Consider the following 15,890-nt stretch of genomic DNA (forward strand, 5'->3'; position numbering starts at 1 on the left):
CCGCGGTGCGGGCACGACCGAAGCCGACGGCCACCCCGACCGTATCGGGGACACTGGTGACGCGCGACCGGGCACGGCACGGGACGGAAGGGGAGCAAGGGAAATGAAGGGCACTGTTGGTGAGCTCGGGGAGTTCGGGCTCATCAGGGAGCTCACCTCCCGTCTCACCACCACCCCGGCGGTCCGGGTCGGCCCCGGCGACGACGCCGCGGTCGTCGCCGCGCCCGACCGGCGGGTCGTGGCCAGCACCGACATCCTCCTGGAGGGACGGCACTTCCGCCGCGACTGGTCCACCGCCTACGACGTGGGACGCAAGGCGGCCGCGCAGAACCTCGCGGACATCGCCGCCATGGGCGCCGTGCCGACCGCGCTGCTGCTCGGCCTGGTCGTGCCGGCCGAGCTGCCGGTGACCTGGCCGAGCGAGCTGATGGACGGCCTGCGCGACGAGTGCCAGGTCGCGGGCGCCTCCGTGGTCGGCGGCGACGTCGTACGCGGCGACACGATCATGGTGTCGATCACCGCGCTCGGCGACCTGCGCAACCAGGAGCCCGTCACCCGGGGCGGCGCGCAGCCCGGCGACCGGGTCGCGGTCACCGGCTGGCTGGGCTGGTCCGCGGCCGGGCACGCGGTGCTGTCCCGCGGCTTCCGCTCCCCGCGGGCGTTCGTGGAGGCGCACCGGCGCCCCGAGCCGCCCTACCACGCCGGGCCGGCCGCCGCGGCGCTCGGCGCGACCGCGATGTGCGACGTCAGCGACGGGCTGATCGCCGACCTCGGGCACATCGCCGAGGCCAGCAAGGTCCGTATCGACATCCGCTCCGGAGCCATAGACATCCCCTCCCAGATGAACGACATCGGGCAGGCCGTCGGTGTCGACCCCATGCAGTGGGTGCTGACCGGGGGAGAGGACCACGCGATCGTGGCGACCTTCCCGCCGGACGTGAAGCTGCCCGCCCGCTGGAAGGTGATCGGCGAGGTGCTCAACCCCTCCGCGCTGCCCCAGGTGACGGTCGACGGGGCGCCGTGGACCAGCAAGGGCGGCTGGGACCACTTCGGGGACATCGAGGCGTGATCCCGCGCGTGCTGACGGTGGCGGGCTCCGACTCCGGCGGGGGCGCCGGGATCCAGGCCGACCTGAAGACCATGCTGGCGCTCGGGGTGCACGGGATGAGCGTCGTCACCGCGGTCACCGCGCAGAACTCCCTGGGCGTGCAGGGCGCCTGGGAGCTGCCGGTGGAGGCGGTGCGGGCCCAGTACCGCAGCGTGGTCGACGACATCGGCGTACAGGCCGTGAAGACCGGGATGCTCGCCTCGGCCGAACTCGTCGAGACGGTGGCCGAGTTGATCGGCGCGACGGACGCACCGGCGGTCGTCGACCCGGTGGGCGTCTCCAAGCACGGGGATCCGCTGCTCGCGGCCTCCGCGCTGGACGCCGTACGCACGAAGCTGCTCCCGGTCGCGACCGTCGCGACGCCGAACCTCGACGAGGTGGCCCGGCTCACGGGGGTGCGGGTGGAGTCGGAGGCGCAGCTGCGCCGGGCCGCGGCGGCCGTGCTGGCGTACGGTCCGGCCTGGGTGCTGATCAAGGGCGGTCACCTGCCCGGCGACGCCGTGGACCTGCTCACCGACGGCTCCGCGGAGCACTGGCTGCGCGCGCCCCGGCTCGGCAACCGGCACACGCACGGCACCGGCTGCACCCTCGCCTCGGCGATCGCCGCGCAGCTCGCGCGGGGGCGGTCCGTGCCCGAGGCGGTGGCCGCGGCCAAGGAGTACGTCACCGGGGCGATCGCCGCCGGCTTCCCGCTCGGCGCCGGCATCGGACCCGTCGACCACGGGTGGGCCCTCGGGCGGCGGACTCCCTCGCCCTGACCGGCCTCCGGGCCGCGGGCGCAGCAAGAAGCCGGCCCACCTGGTGGTGGACCGGCTCCGTGCAGCGAACCAGCGGTGGCCGCGCGCTCAACAGCAGAGCGTCAGCGCGAGACCTTGCCGGCCTTGATGCACGAGGTGCAAGCGTTCACGCGCTTCGGCGTCCCGCCCACCACGGTACGCACACGCTGGATGTTCGGGTTCCAGCGGCGGGACGTACGGCGGTGCGAGTGCGAGATGTTGTTGCCGAAGCCCGGCCCCTTGCCGCAGACGTCGCAGTTGGCAGCCACGGGTCACTCCAAAGACTTCAGATGCACTTACGGTTGATCCCGGCATGCCGGGATCAAGATCGAGGATCAGAGATCTGGATGGCGCTGCCAGGGGAATGGCCCGATCAGGATCGGGCAACCGGAGCAGCATACAACGACCGCGCCGGTGCAACGAAACTACCATGGCTGCTCAGACCCCCGCTCCCGGCCCCCGCCCGGCCCGCCGCCGGGTCCGCACCGGCCCGGGGTCTACGCTGCGTGCAGTCCAGCAGCTCAAGGAGGCGCAGGTGGCGCACGTGCCGCAGACATTCTTCGATGCTCTCGCGGTGCGCACCTGGTGCGGCCTCGCGCTGGAGGCGCTCGGACGCGCGCGCGAGGAGATCGACGCGATCAACGTCTTCCCGGTCGCCGACGGGGACACCGGCACGAACCTGTACCTGACCGTGGAGTCCGCCGTCGCGGCGGTCGAGGCGGTGTTCACGGCCCACGAGGCCGGCTCCCGGGCGCCGGCCAGACCCGACGGGCCCCTGCTGGCCGACGCGGTGCACGCGATGGCGCACGGGGCGCTGATCGGCGCGCAGGGCAACTCCGGGACGATCCTCGCGCAGTTGCTGCGCGGCATGGCCCAGGTCCTCGCCGACGGTGAGACGCCGCACACCGACGGCCCCGGTCTGCGGCGCGCCCTGCACAACGCCGCCGCCTCCGCCCGCCGGGCCGTCGAGCACCCCGTCGAGGGCACGGTCCTGTCGGTCGCCGCCGCCGCCGCGGAGGCGGCCGTCGCGGCGGACGGGGACTGCGGGGCGGTCGCGCGGGCCGCCTACGAGGGCGCGCGCGCGGCACTCGCCGCGACGCCCGGCCAGTTGGGGGTGCTGGGCCGCGCCGGGGTGGTCGACGCCGGCGGCCGGGGGCTGGTGGCGGTGCTGGCCGCGCTGGTGGAGACGTTCACGGGGGAGACGCCGAGGGCGGTGCCGGTACGGGTCGTCCCGGTCCACGCGCGCGTGGCGGACCCGGCCGGCGGGCCCGAAGCGGACGCAGCGGACCACGCGACCGCCGGCGTCGGCGACGAGTGCGCCGACGGCCCGGAGGACGGCGGCCCCGCCTTCGAGGTGATCTACCTCCTGGAGGCCGGGGACGCGGCCGTGGCGCGGCTGCGCGAACGCCTCGACGGCCTCGGGGACTCCCTGGTCGTGGTCGGCGGCGACGGGCTGTGGAACGTGCACGTGCACGTGGACGACGCGGGTGCCGCCGTGGAGGCGGGCATCGAGGCCGGACGCCCGTACCGGATCAGGATCACCCACTTCGGGGCCGGCGCCGTGCACACGCGCGCCGGTGAGCGCCTGCCGCAGGAGCCCGCCCAGCGCGCGGTGGTGGCCGTCGTGCCCGGCGAGGGACTGGCCGGGCTGTACGCCGAGGCCGGCGCGACCAGCGTGCTCGCGCGCCCGGGGGAGCCGCCCGCCAGCGGGGAGCTCGTGGACGCCGTACGGCGGGCCCACGCGCGCGAGGTCGTGCTGCTGCCCAACGACGCCGAGTTGCGCCACACCGCCGCCGCGGCGGCCGAGCAGGCGCGCGCCGAGGGCGTCCGGGTGGCCCTGATCCCGACCCGCTCCCCGGTCCAGGGGATCGCGGCGCTGGCCGTGCACGAGCCCGGGCGCCGCTTCGACGAGGACGTCGTGTCGATGACCTCGGCGGCGGGTGCGACCCGGTACGCCGAGGTGGCCGTCGCCGAACGCGAGTCCTGGACCACGGCCGGCATCTGCCAGGCCGGCGACGTGCTCGGCCTGATCGAGGGCGACGTGGCCGTGATCGGCTCCGACGTGACCGCCGTCGCCGAGACGGTCCTCGACCGCATGCTCGCGGCCGGCGGCGAACTCGTCACGCTCGTCCTCGGCGACGAGGCGCCCGAGTCCATCGCCGGGCACCTCGAAGCACGCGTGCGTGAGTCGTACCTCGCCGTCGACACGGTCGTCCACCACGGCGGACGGCAGGGCGCGCCGCTGCTGATCGGCGTCGAGTAGCGCGCCGCCGTCGCCCTGCGCCCCTGCCGCCCTGTACCCCTGCCGCCCTGCCGTCCTGCCGTCCTTCGGGGGCTGTCGCCCCGTGTGGCCCGGCGGCTCGCGGGCCGTTCAGCCCGCCTGCTGTTCCCGGACGACCCGCAGCAACCGCTCCGCCTCCGCCCGCCGCCCCGCGACCGTCCCGTCGGACCGGTGCATCCCGTCGGTCCCGTCGGCCCCGTCGATCCCGCCGGGCTCCCCGGCCCCGTCGGTCCCGTCGGCCCCGTCGGGCTCGCCGGTCGCCTCCGCCTCGTCGCGGCCGTCGTACGCCGCCAGCACCGCACGCGCGTGTGCCGACGCCCGCTCCGGCCGGCCGAGGTCGGCCTCCAGCCACCCGGCGGCCAGTTCGGCGCCGGTGCGGCTGTGCAGGGCCTCGCCGCCGAGCGAGGCGAACACCGCGGCCGCCTCGGAGACCTGGGACAGGGCCGCCTCCAGCGTGGCCCGGACGGCGTCGTCGTCGGCCTCCTCGGCGGCGGAACGGGCCAGCAGCTCGCCGAACTGGCGGTGCGTGTGGCCGAGTTCGGCGAGCAGTTGCGGCCGCGCCGGCTCGTCGGGCGGGCCGGCGTCCAGCGCCGCCCGGCACTCCCGGACCGCGTCCGCCATCAACTCCCCTGCCGCCTCGGCCCCGTCGTCCGTCCGCAGCGCGAGCCACGCGCGGGCGCGCAGGGAGCGCACCAGGCCGTGGACGTCGCCGAGGGAGCGCCACAGCTCGCCCGCGCGCGCATAGGCCCGGTCGGCCTCGGCCGGCAGGCCAGCGTGCCCGAGGGACTCGGCGGCGAGGTGGGCGAGCGTGGCGTGGTCGTGCTGCTCCGGCCAGTGCCGGGCGATCTCGGCCGCCCGCAGCCGCCGTTCCGCGGACGCGCGGTGCTCGCCGAGTTCGCTCAGGCAGTCGCCGAGCCACCACAGCGTCTGCACGACCGCGCCGTCGCCGTGGGTCCGGGCGGTCAGGTCGGGCAGCGCGGACTCCAGCACCTCCGCGGCCTCCGCCCAGCGGCCCTGGCGCAGCAGGAGACCGCCGAGCTGGTGCCGGGCCCAGGCGCCCAGCGCGGGCCCCTGGTCGGCCTCGTCGGCCCAGTGCGCGGCCTCCAGGGCGTGCGCGGCGGCCTCCCCGGCCAGGTCCCGCCCGCCGAGCACCTCGGCGAGCTGGAGGTGGAGCTGGGCCCGTCCGACCGCCTCCAGGTACGGTCCGCCGTGCTCCAGGGCCGCCCGCAGCGCCCGCTCCGTCTCCGCGACGTCGCCCAGGTGGTGCGCCAGTCCGGCCAGCCGCGCCTCGTACTCCACCGCGAACCACGGCAGCCCCGCGTCGACGAACTGAGCGGCGGCCCGCCCGAAGAGCTCCGCCGCCTCCGCCACGTTCCCCGCACGGGCCGCGAGGTCCGCCAGCATCGCCCGCGCCTCGGCCGCCCGTGAGGCGAGCCGTACGTCGCCCCCGGCGTGCCCGTCGACGAGGGTGAGCACCTCGCGCACCGCGGCCCCGGCCCCGGCGGTGATCTCCTCCGCGACGCCGCCGCCCCCGGCGGCCTCGCCCGCCTCCTGCACCCGCCGCATCCAGATCCGCGCCCGCCCCATCAGCACGGACGCCGTCTGCCGCAGGCCGGTGGCCCCCTCGGCGTACAGCGCCAGGACCCCCTCGCAGGGCTCGGCGACCGCGGCGAGGGCCTCCTCGACCCGGCCCGCCAGGGCGCGTACGTAGGCCGCACGCGTGCGTGCCGCCAGCGCCTCCCCGGGGTCGCCCGCCTCCGCGTACAGCTCGGCGGCCCGCTCGAACAGCTCGGCGCCCTCCGGTCCCAGCCCCATCGCCTCGTGGTCGACGACCTCGGCCCGGTCGCGGGCGTCCAGCCGGTCGCCCCCGGCCGCCTCCGCGGCCCGTGCGACCGCCGCCCACGCCTCGACGGCGTGCGGTCGCAGACCCGCCGACAGCCGCCGCGCCTCGGCCAGCAGGGCGTCCAGGCCGGGCTCGCCCGCGCCCGCGGCGGCCGGCGCCGCCGCGGGGGGCGGCGGCGCGGAGACCGGCCGGGCGGTGCGCACACCGAGCGGCAGCCGTTCCACCAGCGGCTCCTGCGCCATACGCGCGCGTGCCCGGTCACTGACGTACGGGGTGCCGTTGCGCTCGTCGAACCGCGCCGCCAGGGCGAGGGCCTCCGCGCGCGCGTGCGCGCCCAGTTCCCGCGCCGTCCACGCCCGGCCCGCCGGACCCGGCACCCGCTCCTCGCCCAGCCCCCGCCGCTGAAGCCGGTCCATGAGCAGCGCCACGACCGTCATGAAGTCCAGCTTGCTGCGCGGATGCCCGGTGTCCGTGAAGTACGCCGGCCGCTCCGCCAGCAGTTCGAGACCGCGCGCCTCGTTGCCGGTCAGCGCGCAGAACTCCACATGGTCCGCGTACGCGCCGCGCATGCTCTCCATGGACCGCACCAGCCGGAAGCCCCGCAGGTGGTTGGCGCGCGCCTCGTCGGGCCGGTCCAGCCGCAGCAGCGGGACCAGGGAGGACGCCAGCACCGTGTGCGGTTCGTGCGCGCAGGTGAACTCGCCGTCCAGGACCGGCCGCCACAGCAGCAGCGCCTCCGCGTCCCGGCCCCGCTCCGCCTGCCACCAGCCCTGTCCGTGCAGCTCGCACGCGTGGCAGTCGGCCATCGCGTCCCGGTCCGCGGCCAGCCACGCGGCGTACGCCCGCTCCGCCCGCGCCACGTCCCCGACATGCGCGGCCACGCTCAACTCGGCGCTGCGCACCGCCCGTTCGGAGTGACCCGCGAGCCGGTAACGGTGCTCCATCTCGGCGAGCCACTTCTCGACCGAGGCGAGCGGGATGTGCGGCTGGTCGAGCATGCCGGCCGACATCCACTTGAAGACCCAGTGCAGCGAGTGCGTCTCGTACTCGTCGAAGTCCTCCGGACGCTCGTCCCACATGCGCAGCAGACGCGCGAAGGGGACGAACATCTTGTCCTTCTCGGAGCTGTAGTTGTAGACCTTCAGCTGGTGCCCGAGCGCCTCGATCACGGCCAGCGGGACGTCCAGCCTCTCGGCCTCGGCGAGCAGCTGCTCCGCGCGCGCGTTGCGGGCCGGCCCCTCCGGCTGTTCGGAGTTGTCCGCCATCGCCCGGCGGAGGGAGTCGAGGTCCGTGATGCCGCTCACCGGTGACCGTCCTCGCCGTGCGTGGCCCACTCCAGCAGGCCGATGAACGCCCTGTTCAGCAACGCCGAGTCGGCCGGCCGCAGCGGTCGCTGGGACATCAGCAGGGCCTGCCCGTACAGGGACTCCGTCGCGGTGCCGATCAGCTCCGGATCACCCAGCGAACTGATCCGCCGCACCAGCGGATTGAGGTGGTTGAGCACCAGACGCGCGCGCGGGGCGCTGCCGCGCAGCGAGCCGAGGATGCCGGCCCACAGGTCGTCGGCCCGCTCCTCCGCCTCGGCGCGGGCCTGCTCGTGACGGGCGGCGCGGTCGTCGAGGTGGAGGGCGGGGACGGACAGCGGGTGGAAGGCGCGCAGCACGATGTCGCACCCCACCGGGTCCAGCCTGGCCCGCGCCGCCGCCAGGAACCCGGCCAGCGCCAGCTCCTCCGACGGGTCGACGGCGTCCAGGTGCGCGGTCACCGTGTCCGCGTCCAGCTCGGCGACCACCGTCCCCGGCCGCACCGACGGCAGCGCCTCGACCAGCTCGCTGTCGTACGTGTAGCCGCCGTTGATCACCCCGACGCCCTGCGCGGACGCGATCGGCGCGACCTGCCGGTACTCCTCGACGGTCCGCGTGAAGTGCACCACCGGGTGCCGTTGCGCGAACTCCTCCAGCGACAGCCGCCCGTCCGTGGTCTCGAAGGGCAGCCACGGCAGCATCGTGCGCAGCATCTCCCGGTCGTGCCGCGCGAGCGACTTCACGCCCAGGTGGTGCACGGCCAGGAAGGCGGCCAGCCGCTCCGGGTCCCCGGCCGCGAGCCCCGTCAGCCACGACCGGATCCGCTCGCCGAGCGCCTCCCGGACGGCCGCCAGCGTCTCGTCCTCGTAGAGCGACTCCCGCGAGGCGGTCGGCCGCAGGCTGTCCGTGTCCAGGACGCAGCGCACGAAGAACGCCCAGTCCGGCAGCAGCTGTTCGGCCCGCTCGGTCAGCAGCATGCCCTTGAGGTGGACGCGGTGCGTCGCCCGCTGGGCGGGGCTGACGGCCGACGGCAGGACGTAGGCCACACCGCGGATCCCGGCGAGCGGCACGTCCAGCGCGATCGAGTCCAGCGGGGTGAAGCCGAACAGCTCGTGGCAGTGGCGCGCCAGGGCCGCCCGGCGGGCGGCGGGGGAGGGGTAGGGACGGTCCCAGGGCGCGGGCAGTTCGGTGACCGTCTCGTCGCCGGCCCGGACGTCGTAGGGCAGCAGGGAGCCGAAGTGGCGCGCGAGGGTGCGCACCCGCTCCGGCGACAGCCACTCCGCGGCCCCGGCCCGCGCCACCAGGTGCACGGTGGTGCCCGGTTCGGGCCGCGCCGCCCGGGGCAGCGTCCGCACGGTGTACGAGCCGTCGTCGCTCGCCGTCCACTCCACGGGCGCCGCGTCCGGCGTCCGGGCGCTGCGGCTGACCACCCGGATCCGCTCGGCGACCACGAAGCAGGCCAGCAGGCCGATGCCGAACTGCCCGAGGAAGTCCGAGCGGACCTCCTGGATGCCGTCGGCGCGCTTGGAGCTGCGTCCGATGGTGGCCAGCAGGTCGTGCACGTCCGACTCCGTCAGCCCGACGCCGGTGTCCTCGATCCGCAGGGCGGCGCGGCCGGCCGAGGAGTCCGCGTGCAGCCGCACCCGCGCGGGGGCGCCGGGCTCTTCCGCGCGCCGGGCCGTGATGGCGTCGACGGCGTTCTGCAGCAGCTCCCGCAGGTAGACCTTGGGGCTCGAATAGAGGTGATGGGACAGCAGGTCCACCAGGCCGCGCAGGTCGACCTGGAACATGTGAGGTGGGTGGGGTGAACGGGACGGGTGGGACGACTGTGAGGTCTGGGAGTCCATCATCGCTGCGCCGGTGGGGGGACGGGGGAGGCGCGGGGTCGGGCGGTCCCTGGTGGGGCGGTGACCGCGGGATGGCCGGAGGCGCGTCATCCTAGGGCCGGAACGAACCGCCTGACCATGGGTTTCGGGGTACGCATAAGGGAATGTCAGTGCCGTGGTGTGCAATGGATCCCGTGCCCGCACTGCAAGGACCACTGCAACAGCCGCTGAAGTCGGTGCTCGGCCCCGCCACCGCGAAGGTGATGGCCGAGCACCTCGGCCTGCACACCGTCGGCGACCTCCTCCACCACTATCCGCGCAGATACGAGGAGCGCGGCCAGCTCACCCACCTCGCCGACCTCCCCATGGACGAGCACGTCACGGTGGTCGCGATGGTCGCCGACGCCCGCCTGCACGCCTTCGCCTCCTCCAGGGCCCCCCGGGGCAAGGGCCAGCGCCTGGAGGTCACGATCACGGACGGCAGCGGCAGGCTCCAGCTGGTCTTCTTCGGCAACGGCGTGCACAAGCCCCACAAGGAACTCCTGCCGGGCACCCGCGCGATGTTCTCGGGCAAGGTCTCCGTCTTCAACCGCCGCCTCCAACTGGCTCACCCCGCCTACGAGTTGCTGCGCGGCGCGGAGGACGACCCGGGGGAGACGGCGGAGACCTGGGCCGGTGCCCTGATCCCCATCTACCCCGCCACCGCCAAGCTGGAGTCCTGGAAGATCGGCAAGGCGATCCAGACGGTGCTGCCCGCCGCCCGGGAGGCGGTCGACCCCCTTCCGCCCTCCCTGCGCGGGGGCCGCGGCCTGGTCCCGCTGCCCGAGGCCCTGCTGAAGATCCACCGCCCGCACGCCAAGGCCGACGTCGCCGACGCCCGCGCCCGCCTGAAGTGGGACGAGGCCTTCGTCCTCCAGGTGGCCCTGGCCCGTCGCCGCCACGCCGACACGCTGCTCCCCGCCGTACCCCGCAGACCGTCCTCCGACGGCCTCCTCGCGGCCTTCGACGCCCGCCTCCCCTTCACCCTCACCGAGGGCCAGCGGAAGGTCTCCGAGGAGATCTTCGCCGACCTGGCGACCGAGCACCCGATGCACCGGCTGCTTCAGGGGGAGGTCGGTTCGGGCAAGACCCTGGTCGCCCTGCGCGCCATGCTCGCCGTCGTCGACGCCGGCGGTCAGGCCGCGATGCTCGCGCCCACCGAGGTGCTCGCCCAGCAGCACCACCGGTCGGTGGTGGAGATGATGGGCGAGCTGGCTGAGGGGGGCATGCTCGGCGGGGCCGAGCACGCCACCAAGGTGGTCCTGCTCACCGGCTCCACCGGCGCGGCCGCCCGGCGGCAGGCCCTGCTCGACCTCGTCACCGGCGAGGCCGGCCTCGTCATCGGCACGCACGCGCTGATCGAGGACAAGGTGCAGTTCCACGACCTCGGGCTGGTCGTGGTCGACGAGCAGCACCGCTTCGGCGTCGAACAGCGCGACGCCCTGCGCGGGAAGGGCAAGCAGCCGCCGCACCTGCTCGTCATGACCGCCACCCCCATTCCGCGCACCGTCGCCATGACCGTCTTCGGCGACCTGGAGACCTCCGTCCTCGACCAGCTCCCGGCCGGCCGCTCGCCCATCGCCAGCCATGTCGTGCCGGCCGCCGACAAGCCCCACTTCCTCGCCCGCGCCTGGGAGCGGGTGCGCGAGGAGGTGGCGGGCGGCCACCAGGCGTACGTCGTCTGCCCGCGCATCGGCGACGAGGAGGACGAGGGCGCGGACCCGAAGAGGCGGAAGTCGCCGGAGGACGAGGCCGAGAAGCGGCCCCCGCTCGCCGTCCTCGACGTGGCCGCCCAGCTCGCGAAGGGCCCGCTCCAGGGGCTCCGCATCGAGGTCCTGCACGGCCGTATGGCGCCGGACGACAAGGACGCCGTCATGCGCCGCTTCACCGCCGGCGAGACCGACGTGCTGGTCGCCACCACCGTCATCGAGGTCGGCGTCAACGTCCCGAACGCCACCGCGATGGTGATCATGGACGCCGACCGCTTCGGCGTGTCCCAGCTCCACCAGCTGCGCGGCCGCGTCGGCCGGGGCTCCGCGGCCGGACTGTGCCTGCTGGTCACCGAGATGCCGGAGGCCGCCCCGGCGCGTCAGCGCCTGAGCGCGGTCGCCGCCACCCTCGACGGCTTCGAGCTCTCCCGCATCGACCTCGAACAGCGCCGCGAGGGCGACGTCCTCGGCCAGGCCCAGTCCGGCGCCCGCACCAGCCTGCGCATGCTCACGGTCATCGAGGACGAGGAGATCATCGCCGAGGCGAGACAGGAGGCGACCGCCGTGGTGGCGGCCGACCCGGAGCTGACCGGCCTGCCGGGCCTGCGCACGGCCCTGGACGCCCTGCTGGACGAGGAGCGGGAGCAGTACCTGGAGAAGGGGTGAGTCCGAGTGCCGACAGCGCGTGAGCATCCCCTTGCCCCCGGCTGCGAGACTGGACCCGCGGCCGTCCGGCCGGCCTTCCGGCGACCCGTCGGACGACCCGTCCGGCGACCCGTCCATGACCCATCCGACGAACGAGGACCCGCGATGACCCGCGTGATCGCCGGCGCGGCCGGCGGACGCCGCCTGGCCGTCCCTCCCGGTACCGGCACCCGCCCGACCTCCGACCGCGCGCGCGAGGGCCTGTTCTCCACCTGGCAGTCCCTGCTCGGCGGCCCCCTCGACGGCGAGCGGGTCCTCGACCTGTACGCCGGCTCCGGCGCCGTCGGCCTGGAGGCGCTCTCCCGCGGCGCGGCCCACGTCCTCCTCGTCGAGGCCGACGCCCGCGCGGCCCGCGTCGTGCGGGAGAACGTCGGCCGCCTCGGCCTGCCGGGCGCCGAGGTCAGGGCGGGCCGCGCCGAACAGGTCGTCCGGTCGCCGGCTCCCGAGGAGCCGTACGACATCGTCTTCCTCGATCCGCCCTACGCCGTCCCGGACGACGATCTTCGGGAGATTCTCCTCACACTCCGCTCGCAGGGCTGGCTCGCGGCGCGGGCCCTCGTCACCGTGGAGCGCAGCACCAGAGGCGGCGAGTTCAGGTGGCCGGACGGTTTCGCCGCGATCCGGGCCCGTCGCTACGGCGAGGGAACGTTTTGGTACGGTCGCGCCGCCTCTACGTGCGAAGACGCACGATGACCGGACCGGAGAGCGAGGGATCACAAGTGCGCCGCGCCGTATGTCCCGGGTCGTTCGACCCGATCACCAACGGACACCTCGACATCATCTCCCGCGCCTCCCGCCTCTACGACGAGGTGTACGTCGCGGTGATGATCAACAAGTCCAAGAAGGGCCTGTTCGAGATCGACGAGCGGATGGACCTGATCCGCCAGGTCACCGCCGAGTACGGCAACGTGACCGTGGAGGCCTTCCACGGCCTCCTCGTCGACTACTGCAAGGAACGCGACATCCCGGCCATCGTCAAGGGCCTGCGCGCGGTCAGCGACTTCGACTACGAGCTGCAGATGGCCCAGATGAACAACGGGCTCTCCGGCGTGGAGACCCTGTTCGTGCCGACCAACCCCACCTACAGCTTCCTGTCCTCCTCGCTCGTCAAGGAGGTGGCGACCTGGGGCGGCGACGTCTCCCACCTGGTGCCGCCGGTGGTCCTGGAGGCCCTGAACGAGCGCCTGCGCCAGGGCTGATGGGGCTACAGTCGTCCCGTCCGTCTCCAACACATCGGCAGGAAGTGGCGAGCACACGGTGGACGTGCAGAAGAAGCTCGACGAGATCGTCGCCGCGGTCTCCGGGGCCCGGTCCATGCCCATGTCGGCCTCGTGCGTGGTCAACCGCGCCGAACTGCTCGCGATGCTGGACGAGGTGCGCCAGGCCCTGCCCGGCTCGCTGGCGCAGGCACAGGAGCTGATCGGCGACCGCGAGCAGATGGTGGAGCAGGCCCGTCAGGAGGCCGAGCGGATCATCGGGCAGGCGCACGCCGAGCGCGGCTCCCTGGTCTCCGACACCGAGATCGCCCGCCGCTCCCAGGCCGAGGCGGACCGCATCCTCGCCGAGGCCCGCAAGGAGGCCGAGGAGGTCCGCGCCGAGGCCGACGACTACGTCGACTCCAAGCTCGCCAACTTCGAGGTCGTCCTGACCAAGACCCTCGGCTCGGTCGGCCGCGGCCGCGAGAAGCTGCTCGGCACCGGCCCCGGCCTCGACGAGCAGGGCTACGTGGACCCAGAGGAAGACGACGCCCCGGAACGCAGCCACGACCCGGAGACCCTGCGCCGCGACGCGGACGCCTACGTGGACAGCAAGCTGGGCGCCTTCGAAGCCGTCCTCGCCAAGACCCTGGAGGCCGTCGGCCGCGGCCGCCAGAAGCTGCACGGCCGCATCGCCACCGACGACCTCGGCGCCCTCGCCGACGACCAGGGCACCGTGCAGCACTCCAGTGACGCCGACTACCTGGCCGACCTGGCGGCCCTGGCGGAGCAGGACGCCCAGGCGGCGGCAGGCCGGTCCCAGCAGTACGACCAGCAGTCGGCGTACTCCACCGCCTCCGGCTACGCCCCGGCGGCAGGCGCCCCCGTCCAGCAGCAGGACGCCTACGGCGGCTACCAGCAGCAGTACGGCGGCCAGCCGGACCCGTACGGCTACCAGCAGGCCGACCCCTACTCCACCGCCTCCGGCTACGTTCCGGCCGACGCCCTCCAGGGCTACGACGCCCAGCAGTCCGCCTACGACCCGAATCAGGCCCCGCAGCCTCCGCAGGCCTCGCAGGCCCAGGCGGGATACGCCCTGGACGAGACCAGCCTGTTCGACACCGGCATGATCACCCCCGAGCAGCTGCGGGCGTACGAACAGGGCCGCGGCCAGTGAGCAACCCGCCGATTGGGCCGTAGCCGAATGGTCCAGTATCCTGGCTGTTCGGTCGCGCGTACTTCCGCGATCAACGCTGCCCGCACACCGTAGGGCGGCGTCCCCCGAGTTCACAGATCGAAAGCAGGAATGGCCTCCAACGCCCGCCTCGACCACCGCAACCCTCTCGTGTTCGACACGCACGAGCTGGGCCGGCGGCCCGGCGCGCTGCAGCGCCTGAACCGCACGATCGACGCTCCCAGGGACCTGGGTATCCAGGGAGTCATCGGAGTGCCGGAAGGCGCCCCGGTGGAACTCGAACTCCGGCTCGAGTCGGTCATGGAAGGGGTGCTCGTCACAGGCACCGCCCGTGCACAGGCCGAGGGGGAGTGCGTAAGGTGTCTGGAGCCGCTTCAGCTCGATGTCGAAGCGGACTTCCAGGAGATGTTCTCGTACCCTGACGCCGACGACCGGGGCCGCACGCACCACGCGGAACCGGGCGACGACGCCGAGGACGACGAGGACAGGCTCTTCATCGAGGACGGCCTGTTCGACCTCGAACCAGTGCTGCGTGATGCGGTGGTGCTCGCACTGCCGATGCAGCCGGTGTGCCAGGAAGACTGCCCGGGACTGTGCGCCGAGTGCGGCGCACGCCTCGCGGACGACCCGGACCACCACCATGACGCCGTCGACATCCGTTGGGCGGCACTGCAGGGACTCGCCGACACCGAGACGGACGGCGAGAAGGACGAGATGAGCGGCGACGCGACTCGATCAGCGCGCGTCGACGAGAAGCAGGAGAAGTAGCCGTGGCTGTTCCGAAGCGGAAGATGTCGCGCAGCAACACGCGCCACCGCCGGTCGCAGTGGAAGGCTGCGGTCCCCACCCTGGTTGCGTGCGAGCGCTGCCACGAGCCCAAGCTGCAGCACATCGCGTGCCCGTCTTGCGGCACCTACAACAAGCGCCAGGTCCTCGAGGTCTGAGCGGCTGGTGAGAGGCACCGTGTCCACTGCCAAGAAGGCGGATGACGCCAAGGCGGACCCGTCCGCCAAGAAGAAAGCGGACAGCACGGCCTCGTCCCACACGCTTCTGGAAGGGCGGCTCGGCTACAAGGTCGAGTCCGCCCTTCTGGTGCGAGCGCTGACCCACCGTTCCTACGCATACGAGAACGGCGGTCTGCCGACCAACGAGCGCCTGGAGTTCCTCGGGGACTCCGTGCTCGGCCTCGTGGTCACGGACACGCTGTACAACACCCACCCCGACCTGCCCGAGGGCCAGCTGGCCAAGTTGCGGGCCGCGGTGGTCAACTCGCGTGCGCTGGCGGAAGTCGGCCGCGGTCTCGACCTTGGCTCCTTCATCCGGCTCGGCCGCGGTGAGGAAGGCACGGGAGGCCGGGACAAGGCGTCCATCCTCGCCGACACCCTGGAAGCGGTGATCGGCGCGGTCTATCTCGACCAGGGCCTCGACGCGGCCTCCGAACTGGTGCACCGCCTGTTCGACCCGCTGATCGAGAAGTCCTCCAACCTCGGAGCCGGCCTGGACTGGAAGACGTCCCTGCAGGAGCTGACCGCGACCGAGGGGCTCGGCGTCCCCGAGTACCTGGTCACGGAGACCGGCCCCGACCACGAGAAGACCTTCACCGCTGCCGCCCGCGTCGGGGGCGTCTCGTACGGCACCGGCACCGGCCGCAGCAAGAAGGAGGCTGAGCAGCAGGCAGCCGAGTCCGCGTGGCGGTCCATCCGGGCCGCGGCGGACCAGCGAGCCGCGGCGGCGGCCGAGACGGCGGCCGAGGCGGTCGCCGGGGAAGCCGCCGGAGAGACCGCCGGAGACGGGGAGAGCCCGTCGTCGCTCTCCGCCTGACCGCACAGCCGACAGCACATCCCGAGCGCCCGTTCCCGTCCCGGGACGGGCGCTCGGCCCGTACACCGGTCTGCCCACGGGGGATCC

Annotated in this window: 13 protein-coding genes; 10 read left to right on the forward strand and 3 right to left on the reverse strand. The window is 74.1% G+C overall.

The annotated features are described in order from the left end of the window. The first annotated feature begins 103 nt into the window (after positions 1-103). Positions 104-1,069, forward strand: coding sequence for a thiamine-phosphate kinase (locus VKA29_RS28415; RefSeq protein WP_324788850.1), 966 nt, complete (start codon positions 104-106; stop codon positions 1,067-1,069). After that, positions 1,066-1,866, forward strand: coding sequence for a bifunctional hydroxymethylpyrimidine kinase/phosphomethylpyrimidine kinase (gene thiD / locus VKA29_RS28420; RefSeq protein ID WP_324788851.1), 801 nt, complete (start codon positions 1,066-1,068; stop codon positions 1,864-1,866). The genes VKA29_RS28415 and thiD overlap by 4 nt, the downstream gene beginning before the upstream one ends. 101 nt (positions 1,867-1,967) lie before the next feature. On the opposite strand, the gene rpmB is transcribed toward thiD, so the two are convergent. Then, a complete protein-coding gene (gene rpmB / locus VKA29_RS28425; protein ID WP_003993230.1) occupies positions 1,968-2,153 on the reverse strand; it encodes a 50S ribosomal protein L28 in 186 nt (61 codons plus the stop codon). A 266-nt stretch (positions 2,154-2,419) separates the two neighbouring features. On the opposite strand from rpmB, the gene VKA29_RS28430 reads away from it, so the two are divergent. Beyond that, positions 2,420-4,147, forward strand: coding sequence for a DAK2 domain-containing protein (locus VKA29_RS28430; protein WP_324788944.1), 1,728 nt, complete (start codon positions 2,420-2,422; stop codon positions 4,145-4,147). Between the two features lie 108 nt (positions 4,148-4,255). Here the strand turns inward: VKA29_RS28430 and VKA29_RS28435 are convergent, their stop codons facing one another. Both VKA29_RS28435 and VKA29_RS28440 read right to left on the reverse strand, forming a co-directional pair. Then, positions 4,256-7,312, reverse strand: a complete 3,057-nt coding sequence (locus VKA29_RS28435; RefSeq protein WP_324788852.1) for a tetratricopeptide repeat protein — start codon at positions 7,310-7,312, stop codon at positions 4,256-4,258. Continuing rightward, positions 7,309-9,159 carry an HSP90 family protein gene (locus VKA29_RS28440; RefSeq protein WP_324788945.1) on the reverse strand — a complete coding sequence of 617 codons (1,851 nt, stop codon included), beginning with the start codon at positions 9,157-9,159 and terminating at the stop codon, positions 7,309-7,311. The genes VKA29_RS28435 and VKA29_RS28440 overlap by 4 nt, the downstream gene beginning before the upstream one ends. 164 nt (positions 9,160-9,323) lie before the next feature. Here VKA29_RS28440 and recG point away from each other — a divergent pair, with 164 nt between their 5' ends. The 7 genes from recG to rnc all read left to right on the forward strand — a co-directional run bounded on the left by recG (position 9,324) and on the right by rnc (position 15,803). Beyond that, complete coding sequence (gene recG / locus VKA29_RS28445) at positions 9,324-11,552, forward strand: ATP-dependent DNA helicase RecG (RefSeq protein ID WP_324788853.1); 2,229 nt, start codon at positions 9,324-9,326, stop codon at positions 11,550-11,552. 144 nt (positions 11,553-11,696) lie between these two features. After that, on the forward strand, positions 11,697-12,284 hold the full coding sequence (rsmD, locus tag VKA29_RS28450; RefSeq protein WP_324788854.1) for a 16S rRNA (guanine(966)-N(2))-methyltransferase RsmD: 588 nt from the start codon (positions 11,697-11,699) through the stop codon (positions 12,282-12,284). Between the two features lie 26 nt (positions 12,285-12,310). Next, positions 12,311-12,790, forward strand: coding sequence for a pantetheine-phosphate adenylyltransferase (gene coaD / locus VKA29_RS28455; protein WP_324788946.1), 480 nt, complete (start codon positions 12,311-12,313; stop codon positions 12,788-12,790). Between the two features lie 58 nt (positions 12,791-12,848). Next, positions 12,849-13,964 (forward strand): ATP synthase F0 subunit B, encoded by a 1,116-nt coding sequence (locus tag VKA29_RS28460; RefSeq protein WP_324788855.1) that lies wholly within the window; start codon positions 12,849-12,851, stop codon positions 13,962-13,964. Between the two features lie 129 nt (positions 13,965-14,093). Next, positions 14,094-14,750: a YceD family protein gene (locus VKA29_RS28465; protein ID WP_324788856.1), complete on the forward strand. Its 657-nt coding sequence runs from the start codon at positions 14,094-14,096 to the stop codon at positions 14,748-14,750. A gap of 2 nt (positions 14,751-14,752) precedes the next feature. Continuing rightward, the gene (gene rpmF, locus VKA29_RS28470) at positions 14,753-14,926 is read left to right on the forward strand and encodes a 50S ribosomal protein L32 (protein WP_007493396.1); all 174 of its coding nucleotides are present in this window, start codon (positions 14,753-14,755) and stop codon (positions 14,924-14,926) included. 7 nt (positions 14,927-14,933) lie between these two features. Beyond that, positions 14,934-15,803: a ribonuclease III gene (gene rnc / locus VKA29_RS28475; protein WP_324788857.1), complete on the forward strand. Its 870-nt coding sequence runs from the start codon at positions 14,934-14,936 to the stop codon at positions 15,801-15,803. Positions 15,804-15,890: the final 87 nt, after the last annotated feature.

The organism is Streptomyces sp. H51 (genome assembly GCF_035656535.1).
In the GTDB taxonomy this organism is placed as follows: Bacteria; Actinomycetota; Actinomycetes; order Streptomycetales; family Streptomycetaceae; genus Streptomyces.